This window comes from Breoghania corrubedonensis (assembly GCF_003053845.1).
Taxonomy (GTDB): Bacteria; Pseudomonadota; Alphaproteobacteria; order Rhizobiales; family Stappiaceae; genus Breoghania; species Breoghania corrubedonensis.
The window spans coordinates 191,087-214,878 of the sequence record NZ_QAYG01000009.1; the positions used below are offsets into that span (position 1 = coordinate 191,087).

Below are 23,792 nucleotides of genomic sequence, written 5' to 3' on the forward strand. Positions count from 1 at the left end.
ATGCGGATAGGAGAGGTTGAATGGGTCACGGAGGTTGCGCTCTCGGCCGTACCTGATTGGCTCGTGCCCTATTGCCTTCCTGCGAGATCTCTAGAGCATATTCCGACCAGAACGAGCCTCGCGCGGAAGAGGACTGTTCCCGCGGCGTTTGCCGTGCAGCCCCACCTTCAAAGCTCCGGCAGGTCCACCGTGGGATTTGCGGCCTCGGCGATGACGAAGGCGCTGGTGCCGCCGCAATAGCGGTGCAGCATCTCGCGCAGATCCTCAACGGCGGCTTCCAGATCGCCCGCACCGTTGTACTGCACCGTGACCACGGCGCGCGTGGTCTTGGCAGTAACCAGCGAGCGCGCGTCCTGGCGCCAGTTCCAGCGCCGGCACAGAACCTTCTCGGCATCCGCGTAGACGACCTCGCCCTCCTTGGGCGGATCGTTCACCGGCTCGCCGAGCTTGTCTGTGACGCCCATGTCACGGAAATCGTCGCCGGGACGGGAATGGCGGAAGGCGATGTCGCCGGTGACGCAATCGAGATCATCGGCGCCCAGCGGCATGACATGGGTCAGCGAAATCGCGTTGTAGGCATCGACGAAGGCGTTGATCTCCGGCATCGGCCGCGCGCCTTGCGCGTTCTTGGCAAGCCGCTCCACCGAGCAACGGTAGCTTGTCTTCTTGATGCCGAAGGCACGGTAGGCCGCGCGCCAGACAGCGATGCCCGGGATCTCGGACAATGCCGTCTCGCCCCAACGCTCGCGGAAAGCCTCTTCGCGCTGCGCGATCTCCTCTGCAAGATGATCGTTGCGCGGCGCGATCAGCGCGCCGGTGACCATGACGGCCGCCACACGAAAGTCGGGGAAATCCTGGGTGAGATCTGAGATATCGAGGCGCATGCCCCATCATTAGCCAAACGGCCCGGCAATGGGAAGATTTTCCCGCCGGGCCGTGTTGTCGTTTTCAACCGAAATCGCGGGCTCATGCGCCGCCGGTTCAGCTCGCCATGCGCTGGTCGCGCCACATGGCGACCATGCGCCGTGCCTTGTCGCGGTTGAGCGACTGATAGCGGTTGAAGGTTTCCATGCGCATGTCGGCCGAAAGCCGGTGGCGCCAGGGACCGATCTTGAGGAGCGCCTGCACCGTCATCGGCGTCAGCCCGCAGGCCCGCGCCATCACGACGAAGGGCTGGGTGTCGACGCGCACCATCCAGTGCATGGCCTCGGAAAGACCGATACCCGCAAGACAGGCGAAGGTGACGACGGCCTCGGGAAAGCGGTCCTCCTCGGCGAAGCGGCGCAGCAGCTGTTCCGACAGGCCGTTGCGGCCGAAGCGGCCAAGCACCGCTTCCTGTGCGGTCTCGAAATCGTAGCGCGCCAGCCAGTATTCGTTCGACATGCGCTGAGCGGCGAGACGGGCTGCCTGCGGGATGCGTGAAGCCGCCCCGCCCTCACCCTGCTCCACCAGCCGCTGACGCACCTGCTCCGAGGCGATCGCGATCAGGCGGACAATGTAGTCGTCATGCAGATCGCCGCGCAGACCGAGGCTGAGCTGCAATTCCTGATCGTCTTCCGCCGCGTGCAGCAGCTTGTTGACGCTCTGGTCGGAAAACGCCGCGCCGTGATTGGCGGCGAGCCGGTGTTTGACCGGCTTGTCGCCGTTTTCAACAAGCACGTCGGTGACCATTTCCGAGAGCACGTCGCGCCCCGCTATGGCGTGCATGTGATCCTGGCTCTGCTTCTTGGCGATCTCGATCAGATCCGCGTCGCGCAGGATTGTCGAGGTCTCGAGAAGCGGCCGGGCGACATCGATGATGTCGTTGGCGAGCTTGAGCACCACGGATTCCGGCGCCCGGCGCAGCTTGGCAAGCGTCTCGGCCATGTGGCTGCGGCCATCATCGGAGACAAGATCGGCCAGACGCATCAGCACTGCGTCATAGATATCTATCTGCTCCTTGGAGCAGGTAGCCGATGTCAGCGAATACAGATTGACGACGTTGCGGGTCAGCTCTTCGCGCTGTTCCTGCGTCGCCGCCTCCTCGAGCATCGAGAAGTTTACAAGTTCCGTCTGGATTGACTCGCTCATTGGATACTCTGCCGCCAGGGTTATGTGTCGCTCCGAAGCGATTTGTATTGCATCGCCGATTAAATATTCGCCTTATGACTTGCGTTTTTTTGATTCTGATTTGTATCGTACATGAATAAAACCAAAATAAAATTTGCGGCTGACTTGATTCAAATTTTATCGAATTCACTGACCCTGAAATTGCAACGAATGACAAGGGCGAAAGAACCATCAGGCAAGTTACTGTTGTTGCAGCGTTTCCGCGCGGTTTCATCGACGCATCGGTTGGAGGAGACGACATCAGTCCTGCATTGACGCCCGTGTCGCCAGGGCATCGGACCATTCGCCCTGCGTCGAAGCGAATCCTTGCGGGCCTTCCCCCATACGGTGTTATTTTTCTATTTTGCTAACCTGCCCTGTGGAAACGGACCCTGCTCGCTCCATGAAAAAACGCCCGGGCGAAATCGCCCTCCCCTTCGACCCGGCTGAGACCGCCCGGGATGCCGCGGTCATTTTCATCGGCCGCATCCGCACGCCGTGGAAAACGCGAAGCGATTGCCCGCGCCGTGGCGCCGGCAATCAGGAAGTCTGCCGCATCGAGCTGGACGAGCCCTTCAGGCTGGGGCTGCAATCGGTGGAGGGCTGTTCCAACCTCTATATTCTCTACTGGATGCATGAGGCGCCGCGAAACCTGATCATCCAGTCGCCGGCCTTCGACGACAAGACGCATGGTGTTTTTGCGCTGCGCTCTCCCGCAAGGCCCAATCCGATCGCGCTGTCCGTCGTCGATCTGCTGAAGATCGACGAGACCGGTCTCGACGTGCGCGGCCTCGACTGTCTGGACGGCACACCGCTGATCGACATCAAACCCTATTTCTCGGAAACCGACGCCCGGCCTGAAGCAACCGTCGCATGGCGTGCGCACGCACCCTATCCCGGCCGCCGCTCAAAGGACCTGCCGAAAGGAAACGAGGAAACCGAGGACTGACGAAAAGGACCTGAATGGCCCTCGCCGCCCGTTCCGAGCCATCCCGGGAACGAGCAAAACGGGCAAGGGCAAAAAAAAGCCGGTGCCCGAAGGCACCGGCAAGGTGCACCCACCCGGCTCGTGAGGAAGCCGGGTACCCGGGATCGGGTTCGTGAATGCCGTGGCATGCCGTGGCTCGCAGCTTCTTTCAAAGCGCGGGTAACGATCCGACAATGCGGGACCCGCCGTTTCGTTCCATCGCAACGCGCCATCGTCCCCGGAAGGAAACGCCGGGGCGCGGACCGGCACACGACATTTGCGCCGGTCGGATTTTCACCGGTCGGGCGGGGCGCCCCCGCTCCGACCGGCAATTCGCGCATTGGCCGGCAATTGGCGCCGGCCGTACACGACTGAGCGCCTCAGACGATGTCGAAGCGGTCCGCGTTCATCACCTTCGTCCAGGCGGCGACGAAGTCCTTCAGGAACTTCTCCTGCGCATCGTCCTGGGCATAGACTTCCGAATAGGCCCTGAGGATCGAGTTCGATCCGAACACCAGATCGATGCGCGTGGCCGTCCACTTGAGCGCGCCGGACTTGCGGTCGCGGATCTCGTAGGTGCCATCGCCCACCGGAACCCAGCGGTTGGCCATGTCGGTGAGGTTGACGAAGAAGTCGTTCGTCAGGACGCCCGGTCTGTCGGTGAACACGCCGTGAGCGGTGCCGCCGTGATTGGTGCCGAGCATGCGCATGCCGCCGACGAGCACGGTCATTTCCGGTGCGGTCAGGCCCATGAGCTGGGTGCGATCGAGCATCAGCTCTTCCGGCGACACGATGTAGTCCTGCTTCAGCCAGTTGCGATAACCGTCGTGGATCGGCTCCAGCGGCTCGAAGCTGTCGCCGTCGGTCATCTCGTCCGAAGCGTCGCCGCGACCCGGAGCGAAGGGCACGGAGACATCATGCCCGGCCGCCCTCGCCGCCATCTCGATGCCGACATTGCCGGCCAGTACGATGACGTCGGCGATGCTCGCTCCTGCCTCGGCCGCGATCGGCGCCAGAACGCCGAGCACCTTGGCCAGACGCGCCGGCTCGTTGCCTTCCCAGTCTTTCTGGGGGGCGAGACGGATACGTGCGCCGTTGGCGCCGCCGCGCATGTCGGAGCCACGGAAGGTGCGCGCGCTGTCCCAGGCGGTTGACACCAGCTCGCCGATGGAGAGCCCGCTCGCCGCGATCTTCGCCTTGACGTTGCCGATGTCATACCGGGTGGAACCGGCCGGAACGGGATCCTGCCAGATGAGGTCCTCGGCCGGCACGTCCGGACCGATGTAGCGCGCCTTCGGCCCCATGTCGCGGTGGGTCAGCTTGAACCAGGCGCGGGCGAAGGTGTCCTTGAAGTACTCCGGATCGGCCATGAACTTCTCGCAGATGGCCCGGTAGGTCGGGTCCATCTTCATGGCCATGTCGGCATCCGTCATCATCGGGTTGTGGCGGATGGAGGGATCGGAGGTGTCGACCGGCTTGTCTTCTTCCCTGATGTCCACCGGCTCCCACTGCTGGGCACCCGCAGGGCTCCTGCGCAGCTCCCACTCGTGACCGAACAGCATGTCGAAGAAGCCCATGTCGAAGGTCGTGGGATGGGTCGTCCACGCCCCTTCCAGGCCCGAAGTCACGGCATAGCTCGCCAGTCCCTGCTGGTTGGGGTTTTCCCAGCCCATGCCCTGCGCCTCGACGCCGGCGGCTTCCGGCTCCGGCCCGAGCGCCTTGGCATCGCCGTTGCCATGGGTCTTGCCAACGGTGTGGCCGCCGGCTGTCAGCGCCGCCGTCTCCTCGTCGTTCATCGCCATGCGGGCGAAGGTCTCGCGCACCTGGGCCGCCGTCTTCAACGGATCGGGCGTGCCGTTGACGCCTTCCGGATTGACGTAGATCAGCCCCATCTGCACGGCGGCAAGCGGGTTTTCCATCGTCTTGGGATCGTCGACGTTCTCGTAGCGCTCGTCGGAAGGCGCCAGCCATTCCTTCTCCGCGCCCCAGTAGACATCCTTTTCCGGATGCCAGATGTCCTCGCGGCCGAAGGCGAAGCCAAAGGTCTTGAGGCCCATGGACTCATAGGCGATGTTGCCGGCCAGAATGATCAGGTCGGCCCACGAGACCTTGTTGCCGTACTTCTTCTTGACCGGCCACAACAGGCGCCGCGCCTTGTCGAGGCTGACATTGTCCGGCCACGAATTGAGCGGCGCGAACCGCTGGTTGCCGGTGCCGCCGCCGCCACGCCCGTCGGCGATGCGGTAGGAGCCGGCCGCGTGCCAGGCCATGCGGATCATCAGCCCGCCATAATGCCCCCAATCGGCCGGCCACCATTCCTGGCTGTCGGTCATGAGGTCGGTGAGATCCTTCTTCAGCGCCGCGACGTCGAGCTTCTTCAGCTCCTCGCGATAGTCGAAGTCCTTGCCCATCGGGTTCGGCTTCGTGTCGTGCTGATGCAGGATGTCGAGGTTCAGCGCATTCGGCCACCATTCCATGACGGTGGAGCCGGAAGCCGTGTTGCCACCGTGCATCACCGGGCACTTGCCGGAGCTGTCATTCACCTCTTTGAGTTTAGCGTCCATCGTCCTCTCCTAGTCCTTTTCCAGCAGTCCGCCCTGGCGGATCGTCTCTTCACAAGGATTCAGTTATAGCGAGTGTCGACCAGTCATGACCGCGCATTCCACTCACCCGTTATCTTTTCGCCCAGATGCATAAACATCTACAAAACATCTAAAATACAGACTGAATAACTATAAAATACAGAGTTTACATCTTTCCCGGACATTCGGCCCGGGGGCGAGAGCGACCGCCAGAGAAAACTCCGGATCGCTTTCGAGAGGCAGTATGACCCGTTGATTTGATTAATTCTAATTCGTTTGCATAGGCCTTACGATAAGATTATCTTATCAGGCATGATCACACTGAAACAGTTGCGCTATTTCGAAGCGCTCGCCCGTCACCGCCATTTCGGCAAGGCCGCGCGCGCCTGCGCGGTCACCCAGCCGGCGCTCTCCATGCAGATCCGCGAGCTGGAAACGACCGTCGGCGTCACGCTTGTCGAGCGCCGCCCCAGCGAGATCCGCCTGACCCGCGAAGGGCGCGAAGTCGCCCGACGCGCGGAGATCATCCTGTCGGAGGCACGCGATCTCATGGACTACGGTCGGCACACTGCGAGCGTGCTCAACGGCACGCTCCGCCTCGGCATCATTCCCTCCATCGCGCCCTATCTCCTGCCCCGCGTGCTGCCCGAACTGGAGCACAAATATCCCGGCCTCGACCTGCGCCTGCGCGAAACGCTGACGGAAACGCTGATCGACGAGCTCGTCAATGGCGACCTTGACGTGGTCTTGATGGCGTTGCCGGCGGGACATGCGGACGTGGAGACGCGAGAACTGTTTTCCGACCGCTTTCTGCTGGCGACACAGGCGACCCCGGATCTCGACGAACGCCACCGGGTCGCACCCGGCGAGATCGCGCCCGACAGGCTGATGCTGCTGGAGGAAGGCCATTGCCTGCGCGACCAGGCGCTGACCTACTGCTCGCCGCTCGGCATGGGACGCTTTTCGAATTTCGGCGCCACCAGCCTGACCACGGTGATGCAGATGGTGGCCGCCGGCTACGGCGTGACGCTGCTGCCGGAGATCTGCACCGATGTTGAGGTGCGCGACGAACGCATCGCGCTGCTGCGCTTCATCGAACCGCAGCCCGCGCGCACCATCGGGCTGGCCTGGCGCAAGACCTCGCCGCGCAAGCACGATTTCGAGGCGCTTGCCGCCTTGATCGCCGCCGCCGGCCAAACTCATGCCGGCAGCCGACAGCGGCGCGCCACGCCCGGCGTGGCGGCGTCCGAGGATGCCATCACCGTCGTACCGTAACACGCGTCCCGGCCTGAGCTCCTGTCACTCGACCGTTATCGTCACCTTGTCCGACATGACGGGGGGAGTGTGCGGGATGTGGTTCGCATCCCCCATGATCAGCTGCAACGTGTGCTTGCCCGGCGGCAGATCGATCGTGGCCTCCGTCTGACCGCCGCCGAAATGGCGGTGATGATCGTCAGAGGGGATCGGCTCGTTGAGCGCCTCGCCCGTCATCTCGGTATCGATCAGCAGGTGATGATGGCCGGTCTTGTCCTTGGCGACGCCGGCCGGTGCCACCCCCATGCCTTCCAGACCGAAGAGAACCGTGACAGGGCTCTTTACCGTTGCTCCGTCCTTGGGCTGGATGATGTAGACCTTCGCGCCCTCGGGCGCGGGCGTTTCGCCGGCGAGCGCGGCTGCGGGCAGTAGCCCGAGCGGCAATGCGACCGTCAATGCTGCAAGAATTCGGTACACGGCATCCTCCCTCATGTTCCTGTCACCGTTACGTCCACCCATCGAAGACCAGCAACATGGCAGGATTGGGAGCGTGCCGAGAATTTGCCACCCTCCGAGAAATTGCCACCCCGACATCTTCCGCGTTCGCGAGCAGGCGGATCGCCGCTTTCACGTATCGCCCCGCCCTTGCGAGGCTGCCCTTCCGGCGTCCTCGCAAGGGCGGGGCGAAGCACGAGTGTCTGGACCCTGAACCGCTCCTACGCTTCGTAGATCCACTGTTCGGGGATATTGGCCGTGACCGCCTCACCGGGAGCGACGGTGCCGGGCTTTTCCACCCAGGCGACGAGCCCGCGAAGCCGCGCCGCCACCTTGGGGAATGCGAGGTCAAGGCCTTCACGGTCACGATAGTGGGCCGCGATCGACTTGCCGGCGATGCGGCACGGGCCGTTCTGTCCGTCGACGCGCAGCACTGCACCGTTTTCGAAAACCAGACGCGTGCGCGGCGGGATCATCGATAGTCGCGGCAGGCCGTCCATCACCACGTTGGCGCCGATCCATTCCGGCTCGATCTTCTCGATCTCCATCCGCTTCGCGATCTCGGCGAGTTCATCGACGGCGAGGATGGAGATCTGGCGTTCGTTCCGCATCTCCGTGCCGCGCGGATACCAGGGCTCGCGCCCGCCGGAGCGCCGGGTGGAGCCGGCATGGAAATCGCCGGGAATGCCCTCGAAGGTGAACGTCAGGCTCTCGACAGCGCTGGTGGGAAAGGCATCGCCTTCCGCCGCCAGCAGCCGCGCCACGGTGCCGGAGATCTTGCGGGCGGGATGGATGCGCAACATCTCGTTGCTGAACAGATCGGCCGACATGGAGCGGTTCCTTGCGATGCGGAAAATCGGAGCCGAGGATTAACCGCCGAGCGTGCGCGTGTCGAGCGACGTCGGCTCATTCCCCGTCTTCGACAGCCGCCGGCTACTCCGCCGCCACCCCGGAACGCGCGGCCTCGCGGAGCTTCTTGTCGCGGTGCGATTTGTCGACCGCCGCCTGACCGCCGGCCGTCTGGGTGAACATCTCCAGTTCTTCCATGTCGAGATCGCCGCTGGACAGCGCACGGTCGGTATAGGCACGCCGGTTCGGGTCCGCCTTGACCTTGCGATAGCGCCAGTAGACGCGCGCCAGGTCGCTGCCATAGCCCAGATGCTTCATCACCGTCTCGGCAACGAAGCGGGAATAGAAGGTGAGCGGGTTTTCCAGCGGCAACCCCTTGCGCCTGTCGCGGCGGTGCTTGAGGCGGAAATAGCCGCCTTCCAGCGGATGCACGCCCTCGTATTTCACCATCAGGTAGAACCAGAGCATGAGAAAGAGCTTGTTGCCCGGCCGCCCCCTGGGGTGGGCGGCGGCGCGGCGCAGCACCGTCTCGATGTGATCGGGCGAATAATAGGCGTCCCATGCCTCGCGATAGACCTGCTCCCATTCCGCATCCGACATCTTGCCGTGATGCGCGACGCGGTGGTTGAGATCGTACTTGTTGAGATCCGGGTCCATCCACGCGCCCTTTTTGTAGAGGTTGAGATGGTCCTCGGAGCCGGGCAGCGGGGTGAGGAAAAAGAACTCCAGCAGATCGAGCGGAAGTTCCTTCCGGATGATGGCGATGTCGCGCAGGATCGTTTCGCGCGTGTCGCCGGGAAAGCCGAGAATGTAGCCGGCATAGGTTGTGGCGCCCCGCTCGCGCCAGGCCTGCAGCATGTCGCGGTATTCGGTGATCTTGTTCTGCCGCTTCTTGGCCGCCAGCAGGTTTTCCGGATTGATGTTCTCCAGCCCGATGAACACCCGGTTGACGCCGGCCCGCGTCGCCTTGTCGATGAAACCATCGATCTTGTGACAGAGCGTATCGACCTGGATGATGAACTTGATGTCCAGCCGCTCGTCCTCGCGAAGCCGGATCAGCCGGTCGAAGAACGCCTCCCATTCGCGATTGCGGGCGAAATTGTCGTCGGTGATGAAGAAGCGGTTGATACCCTGGGCGAGATTGTCGCGGATGATGCGTTCCAGATCGTCGGGCGAGCGGAACCGGCTCTTGCGTCCCTGCACGTTGATGATGGTGCAGAACGAGCACTGATAGGGGCAGCCGCGCCCGAGATCGAACGAGGAATGCGATCCGGCCGTGCGCCCGATATGCTGGGAGGGCAGGATCGGCGTCGGCTCATCGACGAGGCCCGGCAGGTCCTTCATGTAATTGTAGAGCGGCTTGAGCGTGCCGGCGTAAGCCTCGCGAAAGACCTCGTCGAGCCGGTGCTCCTCCGCCTCGCCGGCGAAGAACGAGATGCCCTCGCCCTGCGCGGCGACCATCTCCGGCGGCATTTCCGGCAGCATCGAGATGCAGCCGGAGACATGGAAGCCGCCGATCATCACGGCAAGGCCATGGGCGCGGAACGATCGCGCCAGATCGAGCGCGCGCGGGAACTGGTTGGACTGCACCCCGACGAGCCCGATCAGCGCGGTGCCGCCCTCGCGCTCGATCATCCGGGCAATCTTTTCCGGCCGCACCCGGCGGTTTGTCTCGTCGAAGGTGTGCAGGCGGATATCGACGCCCTCGCCCAGCACGCCGCGCGTTCGCGCATCCTCCGCCAGCCCGTTGAGGCAGGCGAGCGTGTTGGAGGGAATGGCCGAACGCAGCCACTGGATCGGATAGCCGTCATCGTCGTAATGGGTCGGCTTGATCATGACGAAATGGAAGACGCCCGATGGCTTTCCCGCGACCTCGCCCCGGCCCGCCGCCTCACGCTCAGGTTCGCGAGATGCCGCTTTGGCATGGATCGTGACGGCAGGCGGCAGGTCTGTGGTAATCGTGTCGGAGCCTGTTACGGCCATGTGGTCTCCATTATCCTCGCGCCGCAGGCCGGAAGCGTCGGCGCGTACGCGCATCCGGATCGACCGCCGGCACCGACGACATCAAGGACGCGATGTCCGGATGCCTTCAGCCGGTATCTTGTTGCCGCTACAGTGTGGAGACTGCGGATAGTTGACGCAAGGAGAGACTGACTTTCAGATAATTCTGCAGCGCGAATGCAACGATCAGAAGATCACCTTGCCACGCAAATCATGACGGGAATACGAGTGGGCGGCGGAACAAAACGACAAAAAGACATTCGAAAGGCCTTGCGCGCTCTTGTTCCGCGCGTACCGATGGACGACGCGGAGGCGATTTTTTCCGCAGCCCAGGCAGGGCACCTGCGTCATCTACCTCCCGCCATCGCGGTGTGGCTCGCCACGACCTCGCGCGTGCGCCACGCCCACACGGAATACGACTCGCTTCTGACCGAAGGCTACGAGCCGGATGCGGCCCGGTTTTTCGTGGTGGACGAGATGAATGCGGTGCTCACCGATTGGGGTTGCGCACGGCGGGTGTCGGCGGAAGAGGAACTGCCCGGGGTCTGAAGGGCGCACCGGGACATCCCTCTCCCGCCTGCGCCGCTATGCGAACAAGAAGTCGGAAAAGTCGACATCGGCCGAGGCGACGCCCGTCAGCCTGATGCTGTCTCCGGCATAGGACACCAGCGTATCGGCGCCCATATCGGTGACGGTGAGCTGCGAGAAGTCTGTCAGCCCGGTGACGGCGGTCATGTCCATGATCTCGACGCCATCCTCGAAATCGAGCAGCAGATCGTTGCCCCAGTTGTCAGCGAAGACGAAGGTATCGGTGCCCGCCTCGCCGCGCAGGATGTCGTTGCCGCCGCCTCCGGCGATGGTGTCGTTGCCACCATAGCCACGCAGGTAATTGCCGCCGCCGTCTCCCGTCAGCGTGTCGTCGTGGCTGGAACCGAGCACGTGTTCGATGGCGATCAGCGTGTCGCCCTCCGCATCGCCGCCCGTCTCCGTCAGGCCGTCGCCCAGATCGACGTTCACACCCGAGGCCGAACCGATATAGCTCACCCAGTCGGTCCCGGCGCCGCCGTCGAGCTGGTCGGCGCCCGTATCGCCGCGAAGAACGTCATTGCCGCCCTCGCCGCGCAGGATATCGTTGCCGCCGAGACCGATGAGCTGGTCATTGCCATCATGGCCCCGGATGAGATTTCCCGCGCCGTTGCCGATGATGGTGTCATCGTGTGCGGATCCCAGCACGAACTCGATATCGACCAGCACGTCGCCCTCTGCATCGCCGCCACGCTCGGCGGCGTTGTCGGCCATGTTCACGACCACGCCCGCAGCGGAGTTGTAGTAGCTCGCCCAGTCGATCCCCGCGCCGCCCTCCAGCCGGTCGGCCCCCGCGTCGCCGCGCAGGACGTCATTGCCGTCCTCGCCGCGCAGGATATCGTTTCCGGCGCCCCCCATCAGGTTGTCGTTGCCACCGTAGCCGCGCAGGACGTTGGTGTTCCCGTCTCCCATGATGACATCGTTGTGGGTGGAGCCCAGAATGTACTCGACATCGATCAATACGTCGCCTTCGGCGTCACCGCCGCTCTCTGCCGCGCCATCGGAGAGGTTGATGACGATGCCGGCGGAGGAATTGTAGTAGCTCGCCCAGTCGTTGCCCGCCCCGCCGTCGAGACGATCGGCCCCCGCATCACCGCGCAGGATGTCGTTGCCATCCTCGCCGCGCAGGTAGTCGTCGCCCGCGCCGCCCATCAGATTGTCATTTCCGCTGTATCCACGCAGCGCGTTGGCCGCGCCATCCCCCATGATCGTGTCCGCGTGCGCGGAACCCAGCACGTATTCGACGCCGATGAGCGTGTCTCCCTCGGCCTCGCCTCCCGTTTCCGCCGCAGTGTTGGCGAGGTTGATGACAACGCCCGCCGCCGACGTGGAGTAGTCGACCCAGTCGATGCCGGCACCGCCGTCGAGCGTGTCCGCGCCCTCGCCGCCGCGCAACACGTCGTTGCCGTTGCCGCCCCTGAGCGTGTCGTCGCCATCGCGCCCTTGCAGGATGTCGTTGCCGTCGCCCGCATCGATGATGTTCGCCCCGGCATCGCCGCGCAGCACGTCGGCGTAGCCCGAGCCAAGCAGGTTCTCGATCGAGGAATAGGTATCGCCCGAGGCAATTCCCGTATTCGTCCCCACCATCTGCAGATCGGCAACCAGCCCGGCCGCTGCATCGTCATAAAGCGCCCAGTCGGAGCCCGCGCCGCCGGCGAGCGCATCCCCGCCCGCGCCGCCACGCAGCATGTCGCCACCCGAAGCCCCCGTCAGCGTATCGCCGCCGCCGCCGCCATCGAGCGCGATGGCGCCGCCGCCCGTGCCCGTGACGGCGATGACATCGGCCGCCGCCGTGCCCAGGATGCGCTCGACGTTGAAGAACGCGCTTCCGCCGAGGTCCGGTGCCGCCAGCAGATCGGTGTTTTCCGCGGAGCCGACGCCGGTATCGGCGTCGTAGCTCACCGTCACGCCCTTGCTGGTGAAATCGGAGAGATCGAGGACGGCATCGCCCGTTCCGTCGCCGTTGTTGAGCGCGGTGAACGAGAGCTGCGTGTCGCCGCCGTTCGTGTGGAGGATGTAGGCGAAGTTGGCGTTCTGGTCGGCAGCCGCGATGCTCGCGAAATCGATATCGAGCGCGCTGGCGGAGGAGATCAGGACATAGGTATCGGTTGCCGAGAAGAGATAGCCGCCGGCCGCCTGTATCACGAAATTGACCGTATCGTCCGCCGTGAAGGAGCCGGAGATATCGAGCCTGCCGGCGCTCGCACCATCCGCCGATACGCCGAAGATAATGGAGGCCCCGCCAAGAACCTGGGTTTCGCCGGTGAGATTGCCGATGCCGCCGGCCTCCACCTGCAGGGTGCCGGCGTTGATGCCGATGATCCCCGTGCCCGCATCCACGCTGCCATTGTCGAGAACAAGCGTTCCGCCCCTGCCGACAATGACCTCGCCCGCCGAAAGCAGCCCGCCCGAAGATATGGTGAGCGCGCCGTTTCCGGCGGGCGTGGCGCTGAAGTAGCTGTTGTAGCCGATGAGCGCGAGATCGGCGCTCTGGATGGCGGAGCCCGTCCCGTCGATCAGCGCCGTGGCCGAGGTCGTCCCCTCGTTCACGCCGACGTTGAAGGCGCTGTCGACAGCCGCGCCGCCCGTGCCCGTCAGCGTGAGCGTGCTGCCCGACAGCACCTGAAGAGTGCCGCTGGTGCCGGCGGAATAGGCCACCGAAAACTGCGCGAAATCGCCGGACAGCGCGAAAGTGCTGGCATTGGCGAGCACCATGGAGCCCGAGCCGCCGGTGGAGACGCCATCGGCGACATGACCGAGGCGGACGATCGCCGTCTGCGAGGTCGACGACACGGTTACCGACGCGCCATCGAAGTTCGCCGCACCCGTGCCGCCGTCACGGCCAAGGTTGAGTGCCGCGTAGCTGTCCGCACCGGTGCCCTTGATCTCGAACGTGCCGCCGGTGACGGTGAGCGTGCCGTTGCCGCCCGCCTGCCGGCCGACATTGTAGTAGGCATCGAGATCGGAAGAGGTGAAACGCAGCAGGCCGCCATTTGTGACATCGATGGTGCCGGTGGCGTTGTCGCGGCCGAGATTGCCGCCCGCCTCGCCCGTGCTCGCCTCGATGATCAGGCTGGCATTGTCGATATCGAGATCGCCGGTCGAACCGTTGCGCCCGACAGTCAGGAGCGCCCCCGGCTCGAAGGACGGATCGACCGCCGTCCCGTTGCCCGCATGCACGGTGACGGTGGAGCCGCTTTCGATCGACATCGTGCCGCTGGTGGCGCCCGTCCCGTTGCGCCCCACATTGAGCGCCGCAATCGCCGTGCCGGTCAGGTCGACCGTGGACCCGTTGGAGACGGTCATGTCGCCGGTGCCGTCCTCGCGCCCGACATGGATGGTTGCGTACCAGCCGGACATGTCGATGGTGCCGTCATCGACGGTCATGGTGCCGGAGCCACCGGCCTGGCGGCCGAGGCTGAAGGTGGAGCCGCTGTTTTCGGTATTCGGCACATCCGTCATGGTCAGCGAACCGCCGTTCACGATATTGACGGTGCCGGAGCCGAAATAACCGACGTGCATGAAGACGTCGTCGTTACCGATGCCGACGAAATCGATCGCCGAACCGGTGCCGGTGATGGTGAGCGTTCCCACCCCCGTTGCCTCGCCGCCGAGCCGGATATGGGTCGCACCCGGATCGGTATTGCCATTGTAGGTGACGACCGACCCGCCATCGACCGTCATTGCCCCCGTTCCGCTCACGCCGATCAGCGTGACGAGACTGCCCGTTGTCTCCAGATCGCCCGATGTTGTAACCGTCATGCCCCAACCCCTCACATGCTGAACGGACAGTTCAGGACATAACGTCGCAGCCGCATCTTGGGCATTCCCCACATGGGGAAGCGAGGTCGGGAAAAGCGCGTTTTCCTTCCCATTGGGCGCTTTTTCGAGAAAGGCGGCAGGAAAAGCCACCGCCTTTCTCGCGGCGCTGATGACCTTCATCGCCTACTCTGGTAGGCGGAACCGCATGGCCGGCGAAAGCGCGGGCGGAACATGGAAGCGGACATGACGCGATACGACGTGGTGGTGATCGGGGCGGGTGCGGCCGGGATGATGTGCGCGGTGGAAGCCGGCAGGCAGGGGCGCAAGGTGCTCGTCATCGAACACGGCGAAAAGCCGGGCGAGAAGATCCGCATTTCCGGCGGCGGGCGCTGCAACTTCACCAACCTTCATGCCAATGACGGCCTCGGCACGCCGCAGGGCGCCTATCTGTCGCAAAACCCGCGCTTTCCGATCTCCGCGCTGAAACGCTACCGGCCGGCCGATTTCATCGCGAAGATCGAGCGCCACGGCATCGCGTGGCATGACAAGGCACAAGGCCAGCTTTTCTGCGACGGCCCGGCGACGCAGATCGTCGACATGCTGGGGCGCGAGATGTTCGAGGCCGGCGTGAAGCTGATGCTGTCAACGACGGCACGCGACATCGAGCGCGACGGCGACGGTTTCCGCTTGGTGGCGCACAATGCCCGCGCAGGCGACGCGATCATCGCCTGTTCATCGCTCGTGGTGGCAACGGGCGGCAAGTCGATCCCGAAAATGGGCGCGAGCGCGTTTGCCTACGATGTGGCGCGAAAGTTCTCCGTTCCCGTCGTCGAGACCCGCCCCGCGCTGGTGCCGCTGACCTTCGAGCCGGGTTTTCTGGAGGAGACGCGGGCGCTTGCGGGCGTCTCGCTCGAGGGGCGGGTATCGTGCGGCAAGAGGAGCTTCACCGAGGCGGTTCTCTTCACCCACCGGGGGCTGTCGGGGCCTGCGATCCTGCAGATCTCGTCCTACTGGCGCGAGGGCGAGGCCATCACGCTGGACATGGCGCCGGGCGTGGACACGTTCGAAATTCTACGCGCCGCACGCGGACAAACGCCGAAGCAGGCGCCGCAGACAATTCTTGCCACCTTCCTGCCCAAGAGCCTGGCGCAGGCGATCACCACTCGCCTGAAGGCCGACGCGGCACTGGGCACGCTTTCCGACAAGCGCCTTCGCGAAATCGCGACGGCCGTGAACGCCTGGACGGTGAAACCCGTCGGCTCGGAAGGCTACCGCACGGCGGAAGTCACGCTCGGCGGGGTGGACACGCGGGCGCTGGACGGCAAGACGATGGAGGTGAAGGCGGTGCCGGGGCTGTATTTCATCGGCGAGGCGGTGGATGTAACGGGTTGGCTCGGCGGGTATAATTTTCAGTGGGCCTGGGCGTCAGGGGTGGCGGCTGGGGTGGGGCAATCAACGACGACTGCTCAGGATTTCAAACCCATTGACGCCTAGGAAATTATACATGATTATAGTCGCTAGTAGATATAATACCGCCTAAAGAGATAAATATGGATCCAGTTCGAAATCCGTTTGCGCCAGGAGCAGGCTCGCAGCCACCGGAGTTGGCTGGTCGAGAGGGAATTATCTCAGCTGCTGATACGGCATTGCAACGAGTTCTGCTCGGGCGCCCCGCTCAGTCGCAAATGCTACTCGGCTTGCGCGGTGTCGGAAAGACAGTTCTTCTCAACAAGATAGAGCAAATTGCTGAACGCCACGGATATCTGACCTCCTTCATAGAAGCACCGGAAGACCGAAAACTCGTCGACCTGCTTTATCCGAAAATCCACCAAGTCCTTCGCAAGCTATCGCTTATTGAGGCAGCAAAGACCGCCACCTACAATGCTTTACGAGCGCTTCGCAGCTTTGCCGGAACATTTAAGATCAAGATGGGAGACTTCGAAGTGTCCGTCGATCCTGAACCAGGAACGGCAGATAGCGGAGACCTGGAATACGATATAACTGAGCTATTCTTGAAGGTTGGAGAAGCGGCGAAAGCTGCTAGTCGAGGATGGACACTTCTTATTGACGAAGTTCAATACCTGTCTTCTGAAGAGCTCGGCGCACTGATTGTTGCGATTCATCGCATCAACCAGAAAGCACTACCTGTTCTCTTATTCGGAGCCGGCCTCCCCGCGATCGCGGCTCTTTCCGGAGATGCAAAGTCCTATGCTGAAAGGCTTTTCATTTTCCCAAAGGTGGACGCCCTTGCCAGCGAAGACGCGGCCAATGCAATCCGCCAACCGATAGAAGAAGAAGGGGAGACGATAGACGCGGACCTGCTGGATGCGATTGTCACCTCCACAAGCGGGTATCCCTATTTTCTACAGGAATGGGGATATCAAGTCTGGAATGTCGCGGTCCAATCACCAATAGAAATAAACTGCATTCAAGCTGCCGAAGCGGAAGCCTTGAGAAGACTCGATGACGGCTTTTTCAAGGTTCGGATCGACCGCCTGACTCCCAAAGAGAGAGAATACGTAATCGCTATGGCGCGCCTAGGATCCGGACCATATCGATCTTCGGACGTAGCCGAAATGCTGGGTGAAAAGCTCACCACGCTCGGCCCTCGGCGAGCTCAGATAATCGCAAAAGGAATGATCTACAGTCCGGCACATGGAGATATTGCGTTCACAGTACCTCTATTTCATGAATACCTTAAACGCCATTGGATAAGATGATATAATACATATTCAAAAGATATATATAATAAATTTAAATTAGAAAATTGTTTTATTATCTATTTTTACTCAAAATGCCAGTTGCAGTTATTAATTAAAAAATTTCCAAGATTGGATAGAGCGCATCGCGCGAAGATGACCACGTCTTTTTTTGTGGAATTCAGCGCTCAAAAATGCAAGCGCCCCCGCCGCGCTCGCGCTGGCATCTCCCTACAGGCGAGGTAAGCTGACCCATAACTCGGCCAGCATCTGCCGCCGCCGGCATTGGATTGCCCGGGCGAAGCCGGGCAATGACGGCGGAGAGATCGGGGCAAACGGGCGCCACCTTTTCCGCGCCAACCGCATTCGGGCGACGTGCCTCTGTTCGCTGCGGATACGATGCCGATATCGGCAAACGACACCTCCACTCGTCATCCCCGACTTGATCGGGGATGACATCGAGAGGGTGGCCGAGGCAGGGACAGACTGACGCTTCCTGTTCGTCAGCCTGCCTCATCGCTTCCATGCGCAGCCAAGCGTGCCAATCGCAGATATCCCCATTTTCTCCGCACAGCCGCTGTGCTCCCTCTCCCATGGGGAGAGGGCTGGGGTGAGGGGTGTCGAGCTCTCAGGGGTACGGAGAATCCGACACCCCTCACCCGGGCCTTTGGCCCGACCTCTCCCCATGGGAGAGCTGATTGCGCGGGCTCTTTGACGGGCGGGCGGCGGCGCACCACGTGGCGCATTTGCACAGACAAGCCCCCCAGAAACAAAAACGGCGGCCCACATCCGTGAACCGCCGTCTCGTATCTCTCGAAATCCCCGCGCCCCGAAGCGCGGGAAAACCAGTCCTTACCGCGTCAGCGGCTTGTACTTGATCCGGGTCGGGTCGGCGGCGTGCGCGCCGAGGCGGCGGACCTTGTCCTTCTCGTAGTCCTCGAAGTTGCCCTCGAACCATTCCACGTGGCTGTCGCCCTCAAAGGCCAGCATGTGGGTGGCGAGGCGGTCGAGGAACATGCGGTCGTGCGAGATGATGACCGCGCAGCCGGCGTAGTTCTCGAGCGCGTCTTCGAGTGCCGCCAGCGTCTCGGTGTCGAGGTCGTTGGTCGGCTCATCAAGCAGCAGCACGTTGGCGCCCTGCTTCAGAACCTTCGCCAGATGCACGCGGTTGCGCTGGCCGCCCGACAGATTGCCGACCTTGGCCTGCTGGGCCGGGCCCTTGAAGTTGAAGGACGAACAATAGGCGCGGCTGTTGATCTCCTTCTTGTCGAGGTAGATCACCTCCGCCCCGCCGGAAATCTCTTCCCACACGGTCTTGTCCGGGTCGAGCGCATCGCGCGACTGGTCGACATAGCCCAGATGCACGCTGTCGCCGATGGTGACGGTGCCGCTGTCGGGCTCTTCCTGCTTGGTCAGCATCTTGAACAGCGTTGTCTTGCCCACGCCGTTGGGGCCGATCACGCCGACGATGCCACCGCGCGGCAGCTTGAACGACAGGTTGTCGATCAGCAGACGGTCCTCGAAGCCCTTGGACACGCCCTCCAGGTCGATGACGTTGGCGCCAAGCCGCTCGCCGACGGGAATGAGGATCTGCTCGATCGAGGGCATGCGCTCTTCCTGCGCGGACAGCAGGTCCTCGTAGGCGCGGATACGCGCCTTGGACTTGGTCTGCCGGCCTTTCGGGCTCATGCCCATCCATTCGCGCTCGCGCGAGATGGCGCGGTTGCGGGCCATGTCCTCGCGGCCCTCCTGCACCATGCGCTTGGCCTTCTTCTCCAGATAGACGGAGTAGTTGCCCTCGTAAGGGATGCCCTGGCCGCGGTCGAGTTCGAGGATCCACCCGGTGACGTTGTCGAGGAAGTAGCGATCGTGGGTGATGATCAGGACGGACCCCTTGAACTCGCGCAGGTGGCGTTCCAGCCAGTGAACGGTCTCGGCGTCGAGATGGTTGGTCGGTTCGTCGAGCAGCAAGAGGTCGGGTTCCGACAGCAACAACTGGCACAGCGCCACGCGGCGGCGCTCACCGCCCGACAGGTTGACGACGTTGGCGTCCGACGGCGGGCAGCGCAGCGCTTCCATCGCCATCTCGACCTTGCTTTCGAGGTTCCACAGGTCCTCGGCGTCGATGATGTCCTGGAGCTTGGCGCCTTCGTCCGCCGTCTCGTCGGAGTAGTTCATCATCAGTTCGTTGTAGCGGTCGAGAATGGCCTGCTTGTGGGCCACGCCCTCCATGACGTTTTCCATCACGGTCTTGTCGGGGTCGAGGTTCGGCTCCTGCGGCAGGTAGCCGACCTTGGCGCCCTCGGCCGCCCACGCCTCGCCGGTAAACTCGGTGTCGAGGCCGGCCATGATTTTCAAAAGCGTCGACTTGCCGGCGCCGTTGGGGCCGAGAATGCCGATCTTGGCGTCGGGGTAGAAGGAGAGATCGATGTTGTCGAGGACCTTCTTGCCCCCGTCATAGGACTTGGACAGTCCGTGCATGTGATAGATGAACTGGCGCGCCATGGGCTGGGCGGTGCTCCGTATCCTGGAAATCAGGGAAAAGGTTTCGGCCGCCTCAATACGCGAAGCCGGGCTCCGGGGCAATGGCCGGAGCCATGCCGGGGCGACGCCGGAGCCATGAAGCGACCGCCGCGGCGATGCCCGCAGCGCGTGCGCCGCTCCCGCCGGCATCGTCCCGCAAGGCGGCGCATCGCGCGTCTTCGCAGGTGTGCCGGCCCCCGATCCGCCGCCGCGCACCGTGGATCGAGGACGCGGAATGTTTCTGCGATTTTACCGATTGTTTAAACCCAAGGTTCACCATGTGGTCCGGCTGGGTGGCGCGCCGGCCAATGTGTTCCCCCTTTTGGAACGATCCGCAAGGGGGGACGCCAGACCGGCAGCGCACAAGAAAAGTTAAGGAGTTCAATCCCATGCGTACGATGGCAAACATCGCCGTGGTTCTCGCCGTCGCCGGTGGCCTTGCCGGATGCGGCTCGTCGCCCATGGAACGCTCCGTATCGGGCGGCGGCGTTGGCGCGGCAGCCGGTGTCGGCATCGCCGCGATCGCCGGAGCCCCGATCCTCGCCGGGGCCGCAGTCGGTGCGGCGGGCGGCGCCGTCATCGGAGCAGTCACCAACGAGTGCCAGATCGACCTCGGCCCGCGCCGTCCGAAGAACTGCTGAGCGGCACAAGAACGATAACCGATCGACGAAAACGGCCGGCGGAGCGATCCGCCGGCCGTTTTTCATGCACGTCTTGTTCGGTACGCCGCCGGATCGCGGCGCCTGAGCATATTCCGATCAGATTGAATCGATCTGATCGACAAGCGCTCTACGCCGAAAGCACCTTGTCGAAGAAGTCCTTGACGTCCTGGCCGATGCGTTCGGCCTGATCGTGCAGCCCGGACGCCATGCTGGCGATCCCCTCGGCGGAGCGCTGGGTGGTGTCGGTCTTCGCCCGCACGTGGCCCATTTCGTCGGAAATGTCGGCCGTGTTCTTCGCGGCGGTCTGGACATTGACCGAAATTTCACTGGTGGCGATCGTCTGCTCCTCGACGGCGGAGGCGATCGCGGTGGCGATCTCCGAAACCTGATCGATCGTCTTGGTGATCATCTCGATATCCTCCACCGATTGCCGGGAAGCGCGCTGAATGGCGGCGATCTGCTCGGTGATCTCTTCGGTCGCGCGCGTCGTCTGGCCGGCGAGTTCCTTCACCTCCGCGGCCACGACCGCAAAGCCCCGCCCAGCCTCGCCCGCGCGCGCCGCCTCGATGGTGGCATTCAGTGCCAGAAGATTGGTCTGCTCGGCCACGTCCGAGATAAGGCCGATGACTGACCCTATCGTCTGCGTCACCTCCGCGAGGCTCTGTATCGAGACGTTGGTCTTGCGCGCTCCGTCCACGGCCGAACGCGCGACGTCGCGCGACCTGGTCGCCTGCCGGCCGATTTCCGAGATGGAGGCCGTCATCTCCTCGGTCGCCGCCGCGCTCGACTGGACGCGATCGGATGTATTGGAAGCACTCGCCTCCATTGCGGAAACGCGGCCGCTCGTCTCCTCCGCGGCTCCCATCAACCTGGTCGCGGTATCCTCGAGTTCCTGAGACGCGTCGCTCAGGGTTGAGGTCGCGTTCTTCATGACATCATCGAGATCGCGCACGGCCGCCTTGATGACCTCCTCGCGGTCATGAGCCTGCTCGATCATGACGTCGTGATACGTGGAGATCGCCAGATCCATATCGAGCATGACGACCTTGTTGACCGCGGCGATCATCTGCGCGGCCGCGACACCGGAAAAGCGCTGTTTCCGGCCGATGATCTCGACAAGGCGGCTCATGACGAAGGCGTATCCGCCGATATACCAGGCGGGCTCGAGGCCGATCTTGACATGCGCGAGGCCGATGCGCCGGCTGCTTTCCAGATAGGTTTCGTCAAAGGAACAGGAGAACAGCCGTCCCCAGTGCTTCTTCTGGGCTTCGGCCAAGCGCCCCGCATCTCCCTTCACCAGCGCATCGAGACGGTCGACAGTGCGGACATGGACGTAGAAACCGCGCATGATCTCGTCCAGATCGCCCTGCACAAGCTTCCATGCCTTTTTGACAACCTCGCCATCTCTTGGCGAGAGCTGCAGAAACGCGATGCGATCTTTCAAGGTTACGCCAGACATTTCACCTCCGTGCCCCACGACGCAATCGATCTGCGACAGGTCCAAATGATCATCAAAAATCAGCCGGAGACCCATCGCCCCGCTGCGTGAGCCCCTCCTGTATCGTGTTAACCTCCTTAATACAGAGTGAATTTGGAAGTAGAATCTCTCCGTTTTCGCGCTTTGAAAGGCACGCGCCAGCACACTTACTTATGTAATGAACAAATATTCGTATTAGCCACTATATACGGGCAATGAACCCGACGGAAAAAATAACTAAGTATCTGAATTCGCCTTTTCGCCGCGAATTGGCCGACGACCGACGCCAGGCGTGGCGCGGTGTCCGAATACAGCACCTTGTGGCGCGTCCGTTCGAGATCCTGCGTCATGAGTTTCCGCCTTTGCGCGAGTCGCCTATGCTCCGCCGCGATGGCAGACAGCGGCCCGCTTCCGGACGCGAAGTGGTCTCCCGGCTATTCGGTTTTGCCGGACCAACGTCCTTCGCGGAGAGAACTCCTGAGCACGCTGACGAAAGATGAAGCGATGACGCATTCCCGCCACCTGCTGATACTCCTGGCGAGCCTGGCGCTTGCGATGCTGGCGACAGGCTCGCCGGCCTTCGCCGCACTTGATCGAACCGGGGTGGAGCGTTCCTTCCATGTCTGGCTGGAACGCCAGCTCTGGCCCAAGGCGCGCGCGCGTGGAGTGTCGCGCGCGACCTTTGTGGATGCGACGGGCAATCTCTCGCTGCAATGGAAGCTTCCCGACCTGCAGCCTCCCGGCGCACCGAAGGCGAGGCCCGGCAAGCAGCGTCAGTCGGAATTCCGCTCTCCCGCGCGCTATTTCTCGCAACGCAACCTCGCCACGCTCGTCGCCCTTGGCCGCGATCGTTTGCGCCAATGGCACGCCCCCTTGCAGCGCATCGAGGCCCGCTACGGCGTTCCGGCGCGCATCATCGTCGCGATCTGGGGCAGGGAAACCGGCTACGGTCGCGCCAGCCTGCCGCACAACGCGCTCGCGGTGTTGGCGACACAGGCCTTCATGGGTCGACGTAAGGAGATCTTCGAAGAAGAGACGCTGGCCGCGCTAACGATCCTGGAGGAAGATCATTTCCCCGGAACAGCATTGAAAAGCTCCTGGGCCGGCGCGCTCGGCGGTCCGCAGTTCCTGCCCTCCAAATTCCTGAAATATGCCGTGGATTTCGACGGTGACGGCAAGCGCGACATCTGGAACTCGGTACCCGACACCCTCGCCTCGATCGCCAACTACCTGAAGCAGCACGACTGGCAGAGCGGCCGCGACTGGGGTTACGAGGCCGAGATCCCGCGAGCGATATCCTGCACGCTCGAGGGCCCCGACCAGGGCCGGCCGATCAGCAGCTGGATCGCGGCCGGCGCGACCCGCATATCGGGCCGCCCGTTTCCCGCGAACGAACGCGCGCATACCGGTTATCTGCTGATGCCGGCCGGCCGGTTCGGCCCGGCCTTCATCGCCACGCCCAACTTCTACGTCCTGAAGACCTACAACGAGTCCGATGCGTACGCGCTCTTCATCGGCCACCTGGCCGACCGCATCGCCTATACCGACACGCCGCTCGTGACACCCTGGCGCGATCCGGGTGATTTCTCGCGCCGGGCGGTTCAACTGATGCAGGAAAGGCTCGTCGCAAGTGGATACGATGTCGGCGGCGCAGACGGACTGGTGGGGTTCAAGACCCGAACCGCCATCGGCCAATGGCAGGAACGGCACGGCATGGCGGCGACCTGCTATCCGGATGAAACGCTGCTGCGGCAGATCAGATAGTTCCGAGGGATGCACGCCGTTGCCGGGATACGGCTAGAGCGTGTTCTTATCGACCGGATCGATTCGATCCGGTCGATAAGAACA

The 23,792-nt window shown here is 63.1% G+C and carries 16 protein-coding genes; 7 read left to right on the forward strand and 9 right to left on the reverse strand.

Annotated elements, in window-relative coordinates; translation table 11 throughout:
• Positions 1 to 167: 167 nt before the first annotated feature.
• Complete coding sequence (locus tag C8N35_RS19385) at positions 168 to 884, reverse strand: B3/B4 domain-containing protein (RefSeq protein WP_107991371.1); 717 nt, start codon at positions 882 to 884, stop codon at positions 168 to 170.
• A gap of 97 nt (positions 885 to 981) precedes the next feature.
• On the reverse strand, positions 982 to 2,070 hold the full coding sequence (locus C8N35_RS19390; RefSeq protein ID WP_107991372.1) for a DUF2336 domain-containing protein: 1,089 nt from the start codon (positions 2,068 to 2,070) through the stop codon (positions 982 to 984).
• Positions 2,071 to 2,491: 421 nt separating this feature from the next.
• Between C8N35_RS19390 and tsaA the strand changes: the two genes are divergently transcribed.
• Positions 2,492 to 3,037: a tRNA (N6-threonylcarbamoyladenosine(37)-N6)-methyltransferase TrmO gene (tsaA, locus tag C8N35_RS19395; protein WP_107991373.1), complete on the forward strand. Its 546-nt coding sequence runs from the start codon at positions 2,492 to 2,494 to the stop codon at positions 3,035 to 3,037.
• 398 nt (positions 3,038 to 3,435) lie between these two features.
• Here the strand turns inward: tsaA and katG are convergent, their stop codons facing one another.
• Entirely contained in the window at positions 3,436 to 5,619 is a 2,184-nt protein-coding gene (gene katG / locus C8N35_RS19400; protein WP_107991374.1) for a catalase/peroxidase HPI, read from the reverse strand.
• Positions 5,620 to 5,949: 330 nt separating this feature from the next.
• Between katG and C8N35_RS19405 the strand changes: the two genes are divergently transcribed.
• The gene (locus C8N35_RS19405; protein ID WP_107991375.1) at positions 5,950 to 6,912 is read left to right on the forward strand and encodes a hydrogen peroxide-inducible genes activator; all 963 of its coding nucleotides are present in this window, start codon (positions 5,950 to 5,952) and stop codon (positions 6,910 to 6,912) included.
• A gap of 24 nt (positions 6,913 to 6,936) precedes the next feature.
• Here the strand turns inward: C8N35_RS19405 and C8N35_RS19410 are convergent, their stop codons facing one another.
• The 3 genes from C8N35_RS19410 to C8N35_RS19420 form a co-directional block, all read right to left on the reverse strand.
• On the reverse strand, positions 6,937 to 7,368 hold the full coding sequence (locus C8N35_RS19410; RefSeq protein WP_428977124.1) for a DUF4399 domain-containing protein: 432 nt from the start codon (positions 7,366 to 7,368) through the stop codon (positions 6,937 to 6,939).
• A 239-nt stretch (positions 7,369 to 7,607) separates the two neighbouring features.
• Entirely contained in the window at positions 7,608 to 8,216 is a 609-nt protein-coding gene (locus C8N35_RS19415) for an MOSC domain-containing protein (RefSeq protein WP_107991377.1), read from the reverse strand.
• Between the two features lie 103 nt (positions 8,217 to 8,319).
• On the reverse strand, positions 8,320 to 10,071 hold the full coding sequence (locus C8N35_RS19420) for a B12-binding domain-containing radical SAM protein (protein ID WP_107991408.1): 1,752 nt from the start codon (positions 10,069 to 10,071) through the stop codon (positions 8,320 to 8,322).
• 435 nt (positions 10,072 to 10,506) lie between these two features.
• Between C8N35_RS19420 and C8N35_RS19425 the strand changes: the two genes are divergently transcribed.
• Positions 10,507 to 10,785: a DUF2293 domain-containing protein gene (locus C8N35_RS19425; RefSeq protein WP_342753515.1), complete on the forward strand. Its 279-nt coding sequence runs from the start codon at positions 10,507 to 10,509 to the stop codon at positions 10,783 to 10,785.
• A 36-nt stretch (positions 10,786 to 10,821) separates the two neighbouring features.
• On the opposite strand, the gene C8N35_RS19430 is transcribed toward C8N35_RS19425, so the two are convergent.
• Positions 10,822 to 14,583, reverse strand: coding sequence for a beta strand repeat-containing protein (locus C8N35_RS19430; RefSeq protein ID WP_170122182.1), 3,762 nt, complete (start codon positions 14,581 to 14,583; stop codon positions 10,822 to 10,824).
• A gap of 243 nt (positions 14,584 to 14,826) precedes the next feature.
• Here C8N35_RS19430 and C8N35_RS19435 point away from each other — a divergent pair, with 243 nt between their 5' ends.
• On the forward strand, positions 14,827 to 16,077 hold the full coding sequence (locus C8N35_RS19435; protein WP_107991409.1) for a BaiN/RdsA family NAD(P)/FAD-dependent oxidoreductase: 1,251 nt from the start codon (positions 14,827 to 14,829) through the stop codon (positions 16,075 to 16,077).
• A 56-nt stretch (positions 16,078 to 16,133) separates the two neighbouring features.
• Positions 16,134 to 17,303, forward strand: coding sequence for an ATP-binding protein (locus C8N35_RS19440; RefSeq protein ID WP_107991380.1), 1,170 nt, complete (start codon positions 16,134 to 16,136; stop codon positions 17,301 to 17,303).
• Positions 17,304 to 18,134: 831 nt separating this feature from the next.
• Here C8N35_RS19440 and ettA read toward each other — a convergent pair.
• A complete protein-coding gene (gene ettA / locus C8N35_RS19445; RefSeq protein ID WP_107991381.1) occupies positions 18,135 to 19,787 on the reverse strand; it encodes an energy-dependent translational throttle protein EttA in 1,653 nt (550 codons plus the stop codon).
• Between the two features lie 407 nt (positions 19,788 to 20,194).
• Between ettA and C8N35_RS19450 the strand changes: the two genes are divergently transcribed.
• Positions 20,195 to 20,446, forward strand: coding sequence for a hypothetical protein (locus C8N35_RS19450; RefSeq protein ID WP_210203613.1), 252 nt, complete (start codon positions 20,195 to 20,197; stop codon positions 20,444 to 20,446).
• 148 nt (positions 20,447 to 20,594) lie between these two features.
• Here C8N35_RS19450 and C8N35_RS19455 read toward each other — a convergent pair whose 3' ends face one another.
• Complete coding sequence (locus tag C8N35_RS19455) at positions 20,595 to 21,926, reverse strand: globin-coupled sensor protein (protein WP_107991411.1); 1,332 nt, start codon at positions 21,924 to 21,926, stop codon at positions 20,595 to 20,597.
• A 522-nt stretch (positions 21,927 to 22,448) separates the two neighbouring features.
• On the opposite strand from C8N35_RS19455, the gene C8N35_RS19460 reads away from it, so the two are divergent.
• Entirely contained in the window at positions 22,449 to 23,708 is a 1,260-nt protein-coding gene (locus tag C8N35_RS19460; RefSeq protein ID WP_107991382.1) for a lytic murein transglycosylase, read from the forward strand.
• Positions 23,709 to 23,792 lie beyond the last annotated feature (84 nt).